This is a genomic window from Streptomyces sp. SS8, assembly GCF_054072955.1.
In genome coordinates, this window is record NZ_JBSVCZ010000004.1 from 75,263 (window position 1) to 90,805 (window position 15,543).

The 15,543-nt window shown below is 73.8% G+C and carries 13 protein-coding genes; 4 read left to right on the forward strand and 9 right to left on the reverse strand.

All coding sequences use genetic code 11. The features are described 5' to 3' along the window. The first annotated feature begins 79 nt into the window (after positions 1-79). Entirely contained in the window at positions 80-1,951 is a 1,872-nt protein-coding gene (locus ACW69E_RS05665) for an ABC transporter ATP-binding protein (protein WP_457497059.1), read from the forward strand. 7 nt (positions 1,952-1,958) lie between these two features. Here ACW69E_RS05665 and ACW69E_RS05670 read toward each other — a convergent pair whose 3' ends face one another. The 3 genes from ACW69E_RS05670 to ACW69E_RS05680 are packed head-to-tail and all read right to left on the reverse strand — an operon-like array spanning position 1,959 to position 3,276. Then, positions 1,959-2,447, reverse strand: a complete 489-nt coding sequence (locus ACW69E_RS05670; protein ID WP_457497060.1) for a GNAT family N-acetyltransferase — start codon at positions 2,445-2,447, stop codon at positions 1,959-1,961. After that, positions 2,444-2,887 carry an NUDIX hydrolase gene (locus tag ACW69E_RS05675; protein ID WP_457497061.1) on the reverse strand — a complete coding sequence of 148 codons (444 nt, stop codon included), beginning with the start codon at positions 2,885-2,887 and terminating at the stop codon, positions 2,444-2,446. Before ACW69E_RS05675 ends, ACW69E_RS05670 begins: the two co-directional genes overlap by 4 nt. Beyond that, a complete protein-coding gene (locus ACW69E_RS05680; protein WP_457497062.1) occupies positions 2,884-3,276 on the reverse strand; it encodes a VOC family protein in 393 nt (130 codons plus the stop codon). The genes ACW69E_RS05675 and ACW69E_RS05680 overlap by 4 nt, the downstream gene beginning before the upstream one ends. A gap of 49 nt (positions 3,277-3,325) precedes the next feature. Here ACW69E_RS05680 and ACW69E_RS05685 point away from each other — a divergent pair, with 49 nt between their 5' ends. From ACW69E_RS05685 to ACW69E_RS05695, 3 genes are all read left to right on the forward strand, one after another. After that, a complete protein-coding gene (locus ACW69E_RS05685) occupies positions 3,326-3,991 on the forward strand; it encodes a ThuA domain-containing protein (RefSeq protein ID WP_457497063.1) in 666 nt (221 codons plus the stop codon). Between the two features lie 82 nt (positions 3,992-4,073). Continuing rightward, positions 4,074-4,598: an O-acetyl-ADP-ribose deacetylase gene (locus tag ACW69E_RS05690; RefSeq protein WP_457497064.1), complete on the forward strand. Its 525-nt coding sequence runs from the start codon at positions 4,074-4,076 to the stop codon at positions 4,596-4,598. A 155-nt stretch (positions 4,599-4,753) separates the two neighbouring features. Then, positions 4,754-7,528 carry a hypothetical protein gene (locus ACW69E_RS05695; protein ID WP_457497065.1) on the forward strand — a complete coding sequence of 925 codons (2,775 nt, stop codon included), beginning with the start codon at positions 4,754-4,756 and terminating at the stop codon, positions 7,526-7,528. Here ACW69E_RS05695 and ACW69E_RS05700 read toward each other — a convergent pair. From ACW69E_RS05700 to ACW69E_RS05725, 6 genes are all read right to left on the reverse strand, one after another. Then, positions 7,519-8,805, reverse strand: a complete 1,287-nt coding sequence (locus ACW69E_RS05700; RefSeq protein WP_457497066.1) for an exo-beta-N-acetylmuramidase NamZ family protein — start codon at positions 8,803-8,805, stop codon at positions 7,519-7,521. The two genes, ACW69E_RS05695 and ACW69E_RS05700, sit on opposite strands and share 10 nt — an antisense overlap. 113 nt (positions 8,806-8,918) lie before the next feature. Then, on the reverse strand, positions 8,919-9,596 hold the full coding sequence (locus ACW69E_RS05705; protein ID WP_457497067.1) for a LutC/YkgG family protein: 678 nt from the start codon (positions 9,594-9,596) through the stop codon (positions 8,919-8,921). Beyond that, entirely contained in the window at positions 9,593-11,113 is a 1,521-nt protein-coding gene (locus ACW69E_RS05710) for a lactate utilization protein B (RefSeq protein ID WP_457497068.1), read from the reverse strand. The genes ACW69E_RS05705 and ACW69E_RS05710 overlap by 4 nt, the downstream gene beginning before the upstream one ends. Next, positions 11,110-11,922, reverse strand: a complete 813-nt coding sequence (locus tag ACW69E_RS05715; protein ID WP_457497069.1) for a (Fe-S)-binding protein — start codon at positions 11,920-11,922, stop codon at positions 11,110-11,112. Before ACW69E_RS05715 ends, ACW69E_RS05710 begins: the two co-directional genes overlap by 4 nt. Continuing rightward, entirely contained in the window at positions 11,913-13,409 is a 1,497-nt protein-coding gene (locus ACW69E_RS05720; protein ID WP_457497070.1) for a rhamnulokinase, read from the reverse strand. Before ACW69E_RS05720 ends, ACW69E_RS05715 begins: the two co-directional genes overlap by 10 nt. A 76-nt stretch (positions 13,410-13,485) precedes the next feature. Then, complete coding sequence (locus tag ACW69E_RS05725; protein WP_457497071.1) at positions 13,486-15,540, reverse strand: bifunctional aldolase/short-chain dehydrogenase; 2,055 nt, start codon at positions 15,538-15,540, stop codon at positions 13,486-13,488. Positions 15,541-15,543 lie beyond the last annotated feature (3 nt).

Genomic DNA, 15,543 nt, shown 5'->3' on the forward strand with positions numbered 1-15,543 from the left:
GACCGTAGGCTGGTGAACCGGGACCGGCCGCCCGAGCGCGGGCCCGCCGCCCCGCCCCCGCGACCGCCGAAGGAGCGCATTGCACCGCGACGAACCCGACTGGACCCCACCGCGCAGGGAGAAGGGCGAGCCGCAGCCGCCCGCCCAGATCAGCCGCATCCTGCGCCTCTTCCGCCCCTACCGCGGGCGGCTGGCCGTGGTCGGGCTGCTGGTCGGCGCCTCCTCGCTGGTGTCGGTGGCCTCGCCGTTCCTGCTGCGCGAGATCCTCGACGTGGCCATCCCCGAGCAGCGCACCGGCCTGTTGTCCCTGCTCGCCCTCGGCATGATCGCCACGGCGGTGCTGACCAGTGTCTTCAACGTCCTCCAGACACTGATCAGCACCACCGTCGGCCAGCACGTCATGCACGACCTGCGCACCGGGGTCTACGCCAAGCTCCAGCGGATGCCCCTGGCGTTCTTCACCCGCACCCGGACCGGCGAGGTCCAGTCCCGTATCGCCAACGACATCGGTGGAATGCAGGCCACGGTCACCTCCACCGCGACCTCCCTGGTCTCCAACCTCACCAGCGTGGTGGCGACGATCGTGGCGATGCTGGTGCTGGACTGGCGGCTCACCCTCGTCTCCCTGCTGCTGATGCCGCTGTTCGTCTGGATAAGCCGCAGGGTGGGCCGGGAGCGCAGGAGGATCGCCACCCGGCGGCAGAAGCAGATGGCGGCGATGTCGGCGATGGTGACCGAGTCGCTGTCGGTCAGCGGCATCCTGCTGGGCCGCACCATGGGCCGGGCCGACTCCCTCACCCGGTCCTTCTCCGAGGAGTCGGAGCGGCTGGCAGACCTGGAGATCCGCTCCAACATGGCCGGGCGCTGGCGGATGTCGGTCATCGGCATCATCATGGCGGCCATCCCGGCGCTGCTGTACTGGGCGGCCGGACTGCTTCTCCACCTCGGCGGCCCGGCCTTCTCCATCGGCACCCTGGTCGCCTTCGTCACCCTCCAGCAGGGCCTGCTGCGCCCGACCGTCTCACTGCTGAGCACCGGCGTGCAGGTGCAGACCTCGCTCGCGCTCTTCCAGCGCATCTTCGAGTACCTGGACCTGCCGGTGGACATCACCGAGCCCGCCCGGCCCGTGAGGCTGGGGCGGGCGCGCGGCGAGGTCCGCTTCGAGAACGTCAGCTTCTCCTACGACCCGGACTCGGCCACCCCCACGCTCAGCGGCATCGACCTGACCGTCCCGGCGGGCAGCAGCCTCGCCGTCGTCGGCGCCACCGGGTCCGGCAAGAGCACGCTGAGCTATCTGGTGCCCCGGCTGTACGACGTCACCGGGGGCCGGGTCACCATCGACGGCGTCGACGTGAGGGAGCTGGACTTCGACTCCCTGGCCCGGACGGTGGGAGTGGTGTCGCAGGAGACCTACCTCTTCCACGCCTCCGTCGCCGACAACCTCCGCTTCGCCCGCCCCGGCGCCACCGACGCCGAGATCGAGGCCGCGGCCCGCGCCGCCCGGATCCACGAGCACATCGTCTCGCTGCCCGAGGGCTACGAAACCCTCGTCGGCGAGCGCGGATACCGCTTCTCCGGAGGCGAGAAGCAGCGTCTGGCCCTCGCCAGGACCATTCTGCGCGACCCGCCCGTCCTCATCCTCGACGAGGCCACCAGTGCCCTGGACACCCGCACCGAGCAGGCGGTCCAGCGGGCCGTCGACGCGCTGGCCGCGGGACGCACCACGCTGACGATCGCCCACCGCCTGTCGACCATCCGCGACGCCGACCAGATCGTCGTCCTCGACGGCGGCCGGATCGCCGAGCGCGGCACCCACGAGGAGCTCATCGCGCGCGACGGGCGCTACGCGGCCCTGCTGCGGCGCGACGCCGTTCTCCCGGAATCCTCCGGACCGGAAACGGCGGGCCCGGCCGGCTCGGGACCGGACGCGGTCGAGACCGCCCCCGCCTGAGCCGGCCTCAGCGCAGCACCAGCACGTACTCCTCCACCACCTCACCGCGTGCCGCCGCGTATCCGGCGTCCTCGCCGCAGCGCACGAAGCCGCACTTGTCCAGGACCCGCAGCGAGCCGTGGTTGTCCCCGGCGGCGCGGGCGTACAGCGGCCGGTGCGGGTGCTCTACCAGAAGGGAGGCCAGCGCGCGCCCCGCGATGCCCCGGCCCCAGTGCTCGCGGGCGATCCAGTACGTGACCTCGCGCGCGTTCGGACCGCCGGGGCGGGGGTGGACCGCGGCGCTGCCGACGACCTCGCCGTCGGCGAGCACCGTCCGGCTCACGATCCCGGGGTCGCCGGGGAGCCGCTCCCAGCGGGCGTCGAAAGCGGCGCGGTCCGAGGGGTCGGCGACGGTGAAGGCCGCCATCCGGTTGGCCTCCGGATCGAGCCGGAAGCGGTGGAGAAGGGGCAGGTCGCCGGGTACGGTCTCGCGCAGTTCCACGGCGGGAGCGGTCACGACAGCCTCCCCGCGGTGTACAGCTCGTCGAAGACCAGCTGGTCCACCGGCGGCACCAGATCGCGGTCGGCGTACGACAGCAGGCGGATCTCCTCGATCTCGCCGGCGGCGGCGAGCGTGCCGCGGTAGTCGCCGGTGTAGCAGGCCATCCGCACCACCACCTGAGGAGTGCCCGCGTCCACCGGGGCCTCGTACGTGCCCACGTGGGCGATCGTGCCGGGCACGATCGCCACGGTCAGCTCCTCCTCGACCTCCCGCAGCAGGGTCTGCTCGTCGCTCTCCCCGGGGTGGCGCTTGCCGCCCGGGATGTAGAAGAGGTCCTTGCCGCGCGTACGGGCGCCCAGGATCACCCCGTCGCGCAGATGCACCCAGGCCACCGTGTCGATGAGCCTCCGTACGGGGCCGGACGCAGCGGGTATGGAGCCGGCGGCGCCCGTCACAGGGTGGTCCTTCCGCCCGAGAGGTGGAGCCCCGAGGAACGCGGGGCGAACACGCCGAACTCGTTGCCCTCCGGATCGGCCAGGACGTCCCACTCGGTCTCCTCGTCATGCCGGCGCACCATGGTGGCGCCCAGTGCGAGGAGTTCGCCGGTGTCGCCCCACAGGTCGAAGCGCACCCGGTTCCGGCCTGTCTTGGGATCCGGCACCGGGTTGAACCAGATCACCGGCCCGGCGTCCTGCGGATGGTGGATGGCCACCGCCCACTCCGCCGGCGGGGGAGGCTGTCCCAGCGGCCTGCGGCGTTCGTAGCCCAGCGCGGCGCACCACCAGTCGGCGAGCGCCTGGTGGTCGGTGGCGTCCACGACCAGGTCCTTGATACGTGCTGGCATGCCGACGAGCGTAGTCCGGCGCGGTGCCGGGGCGGGGGACCATGGGGTCATGAGCACTGAACCGATCCTCGTCTTCACCCGGACCACCGGCTACCGGCACGACTCCATCCCGCACGGGATCGAGGCCTTCCGCGAACTCGGCGGCGGCCTGGGTCTCACCGTCGAGGCCACCGAGGACCCCGGTGTCCTCGCCGCCGCCCTGGGCGGCTGCCGCGCGGTGGTCTTCCTCTCCACCAGCGGCGACGTGCTGACCTCCGAAAGCCGCGAGGCGCTGCGGGAGTACGCCGCCGCCGGAGGCGCCTTCGTCGGCGTGCACGCCGCGGCCACCACCGAGTACGACTGGCCCTGGTACGGCGAACTGCTCGGCGCCCGCTTCGAGAGGCACCCCGAACTCCAGCCGGGCGTGGCGGTGGTGGAGGACCGCGGGCATCCGGCCACCGCGCACCTGGATGCCGCCTGGCCGTTCACCGACGAGTGGTACGACTTCCGGGCCAGCCCGCGAGGCCGGGTGCGGGTGCTGCTCTCCGCCGACGAGTCCACCTACGAGGGCGGCGGGATGGGGGAGGACCACCCGCTGGCGTGGTGCCACGAGAACACCGGAGGGCGCTCGTTCTACACCGCCCTGGGCCACAGCCCCGAGGCCTACGCCGATCCCGCCTTCCGGCGCCATCTGCTCGGCGGCCTGGCGTGGGCGGCCGGCCTCCCCCTGCCCTGAGCCGTCCCTGCTCGGTGCCCCCTGCCCTGGCGCCGCGGCCGGCCTGGTGCCGTTTCGCCCCGGCAGCGGGCAGGATGGACCCGTGGTCACGATCCGGCTGGTCCAGGGCGACATCACCGAGCAGTCCGCCGACGCGGTGGTCAACGCCGCCAACTCCTCCCTGCTGGGCGGCGGGGGCGTCGACGGGGCGATCCACCGCGCGGGAGGACCGCAGATCCTCGCCGAGTGCCGGGCCCTGCGCGCCTCCCGCTACGGCAGGGGCCTGCCCACCGGACAGGCGGTGGCCACCACGGCCGGACGGCTGCCCGCGCGCTGGGTGATCCACACCGTGGGACCGGTCTTCAGCCGGGAGGAGGACCGCTCGGAACTGCTCGCCTCCTGCTACCGGCAGTCGCTGCGCGTGGCGCGCGAACTGGGCGCCCGCACCGTCGCCTTCCCCGCGGTCTCCACGGGCGTCTACGGCTGGCCGCTGGACGACGGTGCCCGTACCGCGCTGCGCGCGGTACGGGAGGAGACCGGGCGGGGGGAGGCGGCCGGGGCGTTCGACGAGATCCGCTTCGTCCTGTTCGACCGGCGGGCCTACGACGCGTTCACCGAGGCGATGTGACCGCCGCCCCGTCGGCGGACGGCCGGCACGGAGCGCGGCCGGAACGGTTTTCCACAAGACCCTGATGCCACGCCGGGCCTTTCGGCAGACTGTGTCCCCGGAGTCCGGGGGCAACCGGAGCGCCGGGTGGCCGGATCACGGGGGTGGGCACGGGCATGGACGCGGGGAACGGGAGCGGCGCGACCGCGTCGCGCGGTGGCGGAGACGGCCCCGTCAGCGGACAACCGGCCGGGGCACGGTCACCGCGCGGCACCGGCTGCTTCCTGGAGTGGATCGGTTCTCTGCTCCGGCGGCCCCGCAGGGAACGCGACCTCCCTCTGGTGTGGCTCGGTGGCGAAGGCGCCACCGCCGTCCTCGACTCCTTGGAGAAGCGGCTGGGGACCACCGACCGGCGGCAGGTGCCCCACGCGCGGGCCGACGCGGGGGAGCCGTCCGGCGCGGACGACGTCCGCCTGCTGCTGGACAGACTGTACGAGCTGTTGTCGGTGCGGAGCTTCGGTTCCGGGCACATCGGCTTCCGGCACTACGAGGTACTGCGGTGCCTGCTGGGGCCGTGGAGCGGCGAGGGGGGCGACGGCCACGCCGAGATCACCGCCCGGCTGCGCAGCCGCCGGGCCCCCGCTCAGGAAGGCCAGGCGGCGGACCGGGCCGGTCTCGCCGGCCAGATCGGCCCCGTCTGGCAACTGGTGTGGTGGCTGCTGCGGCAGGGGATCCCCACGGCCCTGTTCCGGATGGCGGTGTCCGGACGGTTTCCCGGGATCGGCCGCCCCTATCGCTGGTTCATGCGCCAGAGGTACCTGTCGCCGAAGGCCTCGGGGGGCTTCCTGGACTTCGCCGAGTGGATCCTGGCCTCGGAGTGCAGAGGCGAGCGGCGGGATGATCTCGACAAGCTGCTCGTCCACGCCTTCCTGCAGGACCTCCGGCGGGCTTATCCCCGTCTGTCCTGGCGCGTGCGGTGCTGGCGGCGGACGGTCTACCCCGTCGTGCTGGTGGAGGGAGCCGGACCGGGGGACGCGGGCGAGCGTCTGCTCGGACTCGTAGGGGAAGTGCGTTACGAGACGCAAGGGTGGGACCCGCTGCTGGTCGTCTACGCCCGTCGACGGCAGCCGTGGGAAACCGGTCTCCCGAAGGCCCCCGCGCTCGTCCCCGTCCGGCCGGAGGAGATCGGGCAGGGTGGCAGGGCGGCATGGGAGCGGGAGTCGGCCGCGGGACAACCGGCCGCGGACGGCAGGGCCTGGCTCCTGCCGGTGGAGATCTCCGGCACGTCCGTACGGGACGACGGCGAGGACGGTGGCGGACCGGCGGTGATCGCACCCGAGGCACCGCGGTGGTACGCCCACCGCACCTTCGCCGCCGCGCTGTGCCTGGCCCTGCTGGTGCCGCTCCTCGGCTGGTCGCAGCAGTGGCTGGGCGGACCGGGCTGCCTGCACCGGCCCTTCTCCGGTCAGGTGTCCGTCCGGAGCGTGGGCGGCGAGTGCGTCGGCTACAGCGACAGCGACGCCTTCCGGTTCAACGACCAGCCCGGCCAGGAGAAGCTCCAGCGGATCCAGGGCAAGCTCTTCGAGCAGAACCGGGAGGCGCGCGAGAACTGGGAGAGCAGCGGCCGGCGCCGCCCCTATGTCACGATCGTCCATCTGGGGACACTCACGGGCCGCAACACCAACGACGACGAGGAGGCGTACGCCGCCGAGCGCCAGGAACTCGAGGGGCTGGCCGTGGCCCAGTATCAGGGGATCCAGCAGCCGGCCACCGCCGCCGACGTACCGCTGATGAACGTGGTGGTCGCCAACGCCGGTTTCCAGATGAGGCACGCCGATCTGGTGATCGGCATGGTCGCGGACCTGGCGCACGGAGGGGGAGAGGCCCCCGTCGTCGGTGTCGTGGGGCTGGTGGAGAGCCGCACCAGCACCATCGAGGCACTGAAGAAGCTCAACGAGGCGGGGATCCCCGCGGTCGCCCCGACCCTCTCCGGCGAGGGCATGCACCGCGGTTCCCCGCTCTACCTGCAGATCGCCGCCCCCAACAGGGACCAGGCCACCATGGTCGCGGAGTACGCCGGGAACCGGAAGGTCCGCGGCACACGCGTCTACTACACCGTCGGTGAGCGGTCCAGCCTGCAGGAGGACATCTACGTCTCGACCCTGGTGGAGCAGTTGAAGGAGAAGGTCGCGAACCTGGAGTACGTCGAGGACTTCGAGAACAAGGGGCTGCGGAAAGAGGAGTGCGGCTACCGGGGAATGCTGTTCTTCGCCGGGCGGTGGTCGGAGTTCCACGACTTCCTCAGGGCCCTGGACACCTGCGAGGAGCAGCCGTTCCTGCTGGTGGCCGACGACTCGGTCAACCGCTACATGGCCAATCCCTCGCTGCGCAGGAGCGCGCCGGCCGGTCTGCCGCTGGTCTTCGCCTCCAAAGCACCCCTGGCCACTTGCGAGGCACTGCGCCTGCGGGCGGAGAAGGACGGGGACCGCAGGGCGGCCAAATTCCTCCAGCTGGTCAGTACGGACACGGAGGACCGGGCCCTGGAGAAGCCGCGCTGCACCGGTTCGAGCGGCGGCGGCCCGGGGGAGCCGGTGGGCGAACGCGTCGGACTCGCCTACGACTCGGCCGTCCTGCTGCTGGAGGCCGTCGAGTCGCTGACCGCGCGCGTCCGCCCCTCCGACGGCCCCTGGAACCCGCGGCTGATCGGCCCGGTGGCCGTCCACACCGAAGTGCTGCGCCGGAACGTCGACCGGCCGTTCTCCGGTGCCACGGGCCGGATCGAGTTCCACCGGGACGGAGGGGAACCGGTGGGCCGGACGGTCTCCTTCCTGCGGGTCGACGACATCACCGACCTCGACGAGCCGCCCCGGGAGGTGTTCCGCTGCGAGGGCACGGGGGCGGACGGCGAGACGGTCTGCGCCGAACCGGCCGCCGACGCCTCTCAGCGGTAGAGCAGGTACGGGCGGCGCGCCCGCTCGAAGGCGCGCACCTCCTCCCGCCAGGCGGCCGTGATCTCCTCCACGTCCTCGCCCGCGTCGATCATCTCCCGCAGCCTGGGGGAGCCGGAGAGCTTGTCGATCCAGAACGGGCGCCTGGTGTCCCAGGAGTCCTGGCGCCAGGCGAATTCGGCGTACCGCCGTGCCTCCACCAGCATCGCCACCGCCGTGGGGATCGGCTCGTAGCGGAGCGGATCGGTGACGTGGATCTGGACGCCCGCGCAGGTGGCGCCGGTGTGCTTGCCGAACGTCGGCACGAAGTAGCCCTCGCGGAACCGCACCCCCGGCAGCCTCCGCGCGTTCAGCCGGTCGCTGTAGCGGTGGTCCAGGTACGGCGCGCCGACGAACTCGAACGGGCGGGTGGTGCCGCGCCCCTCCGAGAGGTTGGTGCCCTCGAAGTAACCGGTCCCGGCGTAGACCACGGCGGTGTCCGCGGTCGGCATGTTCGGGGAGGGCGGCACCCAGGGCAGGCCGCTGCCGTGCGCGGTGGAGTACGGGTCCCAGCCGCGTACCGGCACGACCTCCAGCTCCGCCACCTTCCCGCCCCCGCCCTCTGCGGGCAGCAGCTCGCCGTTGAAGTAGCGGGCCAGCTCGCCCACCGTCATCCCGTGCTGCTGGATGATCACCTCGGCGCCGACCCCCGAGGTGAACTCCTCGGTCATCAGCGGGCCGTCGGCCCGCCGCCCGATCGGGTTGGGCCGGTCCAGCACCACGAATCGGGCGCCGGTGGAGCGGGCGGCGACCATCGCGCTGTACATGGTCCAGATGTAGGTGTAGAAGCGGACACCGACGTCCTGGATGTCGAAGACGATCGTGTCCGCCCCGGCCCTGGTGAACAGCTCGGCCAGCTTCGCCGCGCCCGCGCCGTACGCGTCGTACACCGTCAGGCCGGTGCGCGGGTCGGTGAACTCCGGCTCGGATCCGCCGGCCTGCGCACTGCCCCGGAAACCGTGCTCGGGGCCGAAGACTCCGGCGATCTCCAGTTCGCTGCGTGCGGCCATGGAGTCCACGATGTGCCCGGTATCGCGCAGGACACCGGTGGGATTGCTGATCACGCCGACTCGGCGGCCGCGCAGCATGGACCAGTCGCGGGCGGCCGCGACGTCGGCGCCGGGGACGACGCCCCGGCCTCCGGAGCGGTCGCCGGACGCGGCGGCGGTGGCGGTGGGCAGGAGCGGGGCGGCCAGTGCGGCTGCCGCGCCGCCGGCGAGGAGGGAACGGCGGGAAGGCATGCGGGGAAGCTAGTCGCGGGCGCGCCGAGCGACAAGAGGCCACGCACGGTGACAGAGGTAGAGAGCAATGGCGGCGCCCCGACGGAGCAGCCCCGGTTGCGCCCGCCCGCGTTTCACCCCTCGGAGACCGTCTCCTCGACGAGGACCACCTCCAGGGTGCGCGGGCCGTGGACGCCCTCCACCCGGTCCAGCTCGATGTCGCTGGTGGCCGACGGGCCGGAGATCCAGGTCAGCGGACGGGCCGGGTCGAGCCGTTCCAGCGCCTCGGGCACCGACGCCACCACCTGCCCGGGGGCGCGCACCACGCAGATGTGGTGGTCGGGGACCAGGGTGATGCGGCGGCGCCCCTGCCCGGGGCCGCCGTCCAGCACGATCGTGCCGGTCTCCGCGATCGCCACCGCGCATCCGGTCACCACGCTGTCCACCGAGTCCAGCTCACGCGCGGTGGCGGCGGCACGGTCGTGGACACGGACGGGGCCGGCCGCCTCCAGCCAGTGCGCCGGCAGACCGGGCGGCACCAGCACCGTGGCACTGCCGCGCTCCGCCAGCAGACGGCACAGCAGCGGGGGCAGGCCGTCGGCGCCGGTGCGGTGCACCACGGCGCGGTAGTCCGCCAGGTTCTCAGCCAGCAGCCCGGTGAGCGCCCCGGACGTTCCGGCCGCCCCGCTCCCGGACGGGACGTGGGCGCGCGCGTACTCCCGGGGCACGGGGACGTCGTCCGGCGTCTCGGAGCGCGGCACGTCCCGCAGGGCGCGGCGGATCCGGCCCAGCACCACCTCGCGGCCGCTCATCGGTCGCCTCCCCGCTCTCCCCGGTCTCTCCGTCCCCCGCCGTCGTCCCCCCGTTCGCGCCCCCACCAGTCGCGGAAGGACTCGGCGGGCACCTCGGGCAGCTCACGGCTCGCCGTCCAGGCCCGGCCCGGCCCCGGCAGGCGACGCGGATGCAGCCGCCTGGTGCGGGAGGCCAGCCGCTGGCCTGCCCGCAGTGCCGCCGGGTGCTCGAAGACCCAGCGGGCCGCCCGCATCGCCGCCCGCTCGGCGGCGTGCCCGCGGGCGGGGCGGACGGTGGTGCGCCGCCCGCGCACCGTCGCCTCGCCGCCCTCCACGACACGCTCGCGCAGATGGACCAGGACCTGGGGGATGTCGATGGCCACCGGGCAGACCTCGTAGCAGGCCCCGCACAGCGAGGACGCGTACGGCAGCGAGGCGTCCAGCTCCGTGACCGTGCCGCGCAGCTGGGGGGTGAGGATCGCGCCGATCGGACCCGGATAGGCCGAGCCGTAGGCGTGCCCGCCCGCCCGCTCGTAGACCGGGCAGACGTTCAGGCAGGCCGAGCAGCGGATGCAGCGCAGCGCCTGGCGTCCGACGGTGTCGGCCAGCGCGTCGGTACGGCCGTTGTCCAGCAGCACCAGATGGAAGTCGCGCGGACCGTCGCCGCCCTCGGCGTCCGCGGCACCCGTCCACATCGAGGTGTAGGGGTTCATCCGCTCGGCGGTGGAGGAGCGGGGCAGGAGCTGGAGGAAGACCTCCAGATCGCGCCAGGTGGGCACCACCTTCTCGATGCCGACCACCGAGATCAGCGTCTCGGGCAGGGTCAGGCACATCCGCCCGTTGCCCTCGGACTCCACCACCACCAGCGTGCCGGTCTCGGCCACCATGAAGTTGGCGCCCGAGATCCCGACCTTCGCGCGCAGGAACTTCTCCCGCAGGTGCAGCCGGGCCGCCTCGGCCAGCTCGGCCGGCTCCTCGCTCAGCCCCTCGGGCGCCGGGCGGCCCCAACGTCCCATCTCGGAGCGGAAGATGTCGCGGATCTCGCCGCGGTTGCGGTGGATGGCGGGGACGAGGATGTGCGAGGGCAGATCGTCGCCGAGCTGGACGATCAGCTCGGCCAGGTCGGTCTCGTAGGCGCGGATCCCGGCGGCCTCCAGGGCGGCGTTCAGGCCGATCTCCTGGGTGGCCATCGACTTGACCTTGACCACCTCGCTCTCGCCGGTGGCGCGGACCAGCTCCGTGACGATCCGGTTGGCCTCGGCGGCGTCGGCCGCCCAGTGGACGGTACCGCCCGCGGCGGTCACGGCCTCCTCCAGCCGCTCCAGGTAGTGGTCGAGGTGGCGCAGGGTGCGGTCCTTGATCGCCGCGCCGGCGGCCCGCAGCCCGGCCCAGTCCGGCAGTTCGGCGACGGCCTGCGCGCGCTTGGCGCGGATGGTGCCGGTGGCGTGGCCCAGGTTGCGGCGCAGCCGCCCGTCGCGGACGGCCGCGGCGGCGGCCTCGGGGAAGGCCGGCATGCCCAGGAACGTCCCACCGCTCATCGCGCCTCCTCCTCCGCGCCGCCGACCGTGCCGTCAGCCGTGCCGCCGTCCGTCGCCGTGCCGTCAGCCGCCGCCGTGCCACCGTCAGCCGAGGCCAGGATCTCGGCGAGGTGGACGGGCCGGACGGCCGAACCCCGCCGGGCCAGGATGCCGCCGATGTGCATCAGGCAGGAGTTGTCCACCGCGCACACCGCCTGAGCCCCCGTGCCCTCGATGCCGCGCGCCTTGTCCGCGCCCATCGCCGCCGACACCGCCGCGTTCTTCACCGCGAACGTCCCGCCGAAACCGCAGCACTCCCGTGCGCCCGGCAGCTCCACCAGCTCCAGGCCGCGCACGTTCTCCAGCAGCCGCCGGGGCCGGTCGCCCAGCCCCAGCGTCCGCAGACCGTGGCAGGTGGGGTGGTAGGTGACGGTGTGCGGGTAGTACGCGCCCACGTCCGCGACCCCCAGCACGTCCATCAGGAACTCGCTCAGCTCGTACGTCCTGGAGGCCACCTTGGCCACCTCCGCCTCCGCCCGGCCCCCGAAGGCCCGGGCGGCGATCCGCGGATGGTTCTCGCGCACCATCGCCGCACACGAACCGGACGGGGTGACGATGTGGTCGTAGCCGCGGAAGACCTCGGCGAAGCGGCGCACCAGCGGCTCGGTCTCGCGCCGGTAGCCGGTGTTGAACTGCGGCTGCCCGCAGCAGCTCTGGGCCAGGGGGAAGTCCACCTCCACCCCCAGCCGCTCCAGCACGGCGAGAGCGGCCCGTCCGGTGCCCGGGTAGAGGGTGTCGGTCACACACGTCACGAACAGCGCTACCCGCATACCGCGGCCTCCGCCCGACGCCAGGCTGCCTGGTCACCCATGGGCTCATGGTGCCGCAGCGGCTGGGTGGCGCGCAGCAGGGAGCGCAGCGCCGCCAGGTCACCGCGCACGGCGCCGGCCGCGCGCGCCTGGACCAGCACGTTGCCGAAGGCCGCCGCCTCGGCCGGGCCCGCCACCACCGGCAGCCCGCAGGCGTCGGCCGTGAGTTGGCACAGCAGCTCGTTGCGCGCCCCGCCGCCGACGATGTGCACCACCTCCACCTCCCGCCCCGACAGCCGCTGTGCGTCGGCGACCGCCCGGCGGTGGGCCAGGGCCAGGGAGTCCAGTACGCAGCGGACCGTCCCGGCCGGATCGCGGGGGACCGGAAGGCCGGTGCGCCGGCACGCCTGGGCGATCCGCGCGGGCATCCGCCCCGGCGCCAGGAAGGCCGGATCGCCGGCGTCCACCACCGAGCGCAGCGCGGGCGCCTTCGCCGCCTCGCGCAGCAGCGCGTCCAGGTCCGGCGCGAGCCCCTCGGCCTCCCAGGAGCGCAGACACTCCTGGAGGAGCCACAGGCCCATGATGTTGCGCAGATAGCGCACCGTGCCGTCCACGCCCAGCTCGTTGGTGAAGTTCGCGGCGCGCGAGTCCTCGGTGAGCACCGGCGCCTCCAGCTCCACACCGGCCAGCGACCAGGTACCCGTGGCGATGTACGCGAACGCCCGCCCGCTCTGTGCCGGGACCCCGGCCACGGCCGATGCGGTGTCGTGCGAGCCGACGGCCGTCACCGGCACCGGCCCGTCCAGCCCGCACTCCTCCAGCACCTCGCCCAGCAGCTCGCCCGCCGGATCGCCCGGCCGCCGCAGTGGCGGGAACAGCGACAGGTCCACACCGAACGCCCTCGCCACCGGCCGCGCCCAGTCGCCGGTACGCGGGTCGACCAGCTGGGTGGTGGAGGCGTTGGTCAGCTCGGTGCCCGCCTCGCCCGTCAGCCAGTACGCGATCAGGTCCGGGATGAGCAGCAGCCGCCGGGCGGCCTCCATCGGGGGCGTACCGCGGGCCGCCACCAGCTGGTGGAGGGTGTTGAACGGCTGGTGCTGCAGGCCCGTGGCGGCGTACAGCTCCCCGGGCGGCATCACGGCCGCGGCCCGCTCCGCGGCCCCCGCCGTGCGGCCGTCGCGGTAGTGCACCGGATTGCCCAGCAGCGCGCCCGAGGCGTCCAGCAGCCCGTGGTCCACCGCCCAGGAGTCGACGCCGACCGAGGCCAGGGAGCCACTCGGTGCGGCCCGGCCCGCCTCCCGCAGCCCGTCCAGCACCCCCCGGTACAGGCCGAGGACGTCCCAGTGCAGGGTGCCGCCGACGCGGACGGGGCGGTTGGGGAAGCGGTGCGCCTCGCGCAGCTCCAGAACGCCCGGCCCGGCCGTGCCCACCATGACGCGCCCGCTGGAGGCGCCCAGATCGACGGCGGCGAAGGACAGGGGGGAGCGTGTTGGTGGGGCAGGGGACACGTCGGGACCTCGCGGGGGAACGGGATTGGACCTGCCCGGCCACCGCGGTGGCCGGGCAGGGGATCTGGGAGGGACGTCAGCGCAGGAAGGCGGCGGCCACGCCCGCGTCGACGGGGATGTGCAGCCCGGTGGTGTGGCTCAGCTCGCCGCCGGTCAGCGCGAACACCGCGTTCGCCACGTGCTCGGGCAGCACCTCGCGCTTGAGGAGGGTGCGCTGGGCGTAGAACTCGCCCAGCTTCTCCTCCGGCACCCCGTACACCGCCGCGCGCCGGGCGCCCCAGCCGCCCGCGAAGATGCCGGAGCCGCGCACCACCCCGTCGGGGTTGACGCCGTTGACGCGGATGCCCCACTCGCCCAGCTCCGCCGCCAGCAGCCGTACCTGGTGCGCCTGGTCGGCCTTGGCCGCGCCGTAGGCGATGTTGTTGGGGCCGGCGAACACGCCGTTCTTGGAGGCGATGTAGACGATGTCGCCGCCCAGCCCTTGCGCGGTCATCACCCGGGCCGCCTCCCGGGAGACCAGGAAGGAGCCGCGGGCCATGATGGCGTGCTGGCGGTCCCAGTCCCCGGCGGTGGTCTCCAGCAGGGGCTTGGAGATGGAGATGCCCGCGTTGTTGACCACCAGGTCCACGCCGCCGAAGGCCAGGGCGGCCGCCCCGAACGCCTCGGCGATCTGCTCCTCGTCGGTGACGTCCACCGTCACAGCCACCGCCTTGTCGGGGCCGCCCAGCTCCTCGGCGACGGCGCGGGCGTTCTCCGCGTTCAGGTCGGCGACCACCACGCACGCGCCCTCGGCGGCCAGCCGGCGCGCGATGGCCCGCCCGATGCCCGAGCCCGCGCCGGTGACCAGCGCGACCCGGGCGGCCAGGGCCCTCGGCTCCGGCATCCGCCGCAGCTTGGCCTCCTCCAGCTCCCAGTACTCGATGCGGAACTTCTCGCTCTCCCCGATGGGGGAGTAGGAGGAGACGGCCTCCGCGCCGCGCATCACGTTGATCGCGTTGACGTAGAACTCGCCCGCCACCCGCGCGGTCTGCTTGTCCTTGCCGAAGGAGAACATCCCCACCCCCGGCACCAGGACGATCGCCGGGTCCGCGCCGCGCATCGCGGGGGAGCCGGGGGTCGCGTGCCGCTCGTAGTACGCCCGGTACTCCGCGCGGTAGACGGCGTGCAGCTCCTTCAGCCGGGCGACGGCCTCCTCCAGCGGCGCGGTCGCCGGCAGGTCCAGGACCAGGGGGCGGACCTTGGTGCGCAGGAAGTGGTCCGGGCAGGAGGTGCCCAGGGCCGCCAGGCGCGGATGTTCGGCGCGGGAGAGGAAGTCCAGCACGGCGCCGGTGTCGGTGAAGTGCCCGACCTGCGGCCGGTCGGCCGAGGCGACGGCGCGCACGTACGGCGCCAGCGCGGCGGCGCGCGCCCGGCGCTCGTCCTCCTCCAGCGGCTCGAAGCCCGCCAGGACCGGGCCGAAGGGCTCGGGCCGGCCACGCTCGGCGAGGAACGCCTCGGCGGTGCGGATGATGTGCAGCGAGTTGGCCTCGCACTCCTTTGACGTGCCGCCCCACGCGGTGATGCCGTGCCCGCCCAGGACGCAGCCGATCGCCCGCGGGTTGGCCTCCTTGGCGGCGGCGATGTCCAGCCCGAGCTGGAAGCCGGGGCGCCGCCAGGGGACCCAGACGACGGTGTCGCCGAAGCACTCGGCCGTCAGCTTCTCGCCGTCGGCGGCGCAGGCGAGCGCGATGCCGGAGTCGGGGTGGAGGTGGTCGACGTGGGCGGCGTCCACCAGAGCGTGCATCGCGGTGTCGATGGAGGGGGCCGCGCCGCCCCGGCCGTGCAGGCAGTGGTCGAACGCGGCGACCATCTCGTCCTCGCGCTCCACCCCGGGGTACACGTCCTTCAGCGCGCGCAGCCGGTCCAGGCGCAGGGCCGCCAGCCCGTCCTCGGTCAGTGTGCCAAGGTCCCCGCCGGAGCCCTTGACCCACAGCAGTTCGGTCCCGCCGCCGGTCACGGGGTCGGTGCCGGTGCCCTTGGCGGAGGTGTTGCCGCCCGCGTAGTTGGTGTTGCGCGGGTCGGAGCCCAGCCGGTGCGAGCGCGCCAGCAGCGCCTCGATGGTCTCCCGGCCCGTCATGCGGTCGCCGTCCATGTC

Bases quoted from the DNA above. Each gene is read 5' to 3' on its own strand.
- ACW69E_RS05700 (WP_457497066.1), bottom strand. From the start codon at position 8,805: ATGCCTTCCCGCCGTTCCCTCCTCGCCGGCGGCGCGGCAGCCGCACTG.
- ACW69E_RS05685 (WP_457497063.1), top strand. From the start codon at position 3,326: ATGAGCACTGAACCGATCCTCGTCTTCACCCGGACCACCGGCTACCGG.
- ACW69E_RS05680 (WP_457497062.1), bottom strand. From the start codon at position 3,276: ATGCCAGCACGTATCAAGGACCTGGTCGTGGACGCCACCGACCACCAG.
- ACW69E_RS05710 (WP_457497068.1), bottom strand. From the start codon at position 11,113: ATGAGCGGTGGGACGTTCCTGGGCATGCCGGCCTTCCCCGAGGCCGCC.
- ACW69E_RS05725 (WP_457497071.1), bottom strand. From the start codon at position 15,540: ATGGACGGCGACCGCATGACGGGCCGGGAGACCATCGAGGCGCTGCTG.
- ACW69E_RS05705 (WP_457497067.1), bottom strand. From the start codon at position 9,596: ATGAGCGGCCGCGAGGTGGTGCTGGGCCGGATCCGCCGCGCCCTGCGG.
- ACW69E_RS05715 (WP_457497069.1), bottom strand. From the start codon at position 11,922: ATGCGGGTAGCGCTGTTCGTGACGTGTGTGACCGACACCCTCTACCCG.
- ACW69E_RS05695 (WP_457497065.1), top strand. From the start codon at position 4,754: ATGGACGCGGGGAACGGGAGCGGCGCGACCGCGTCGCGCGGTGGCGGA.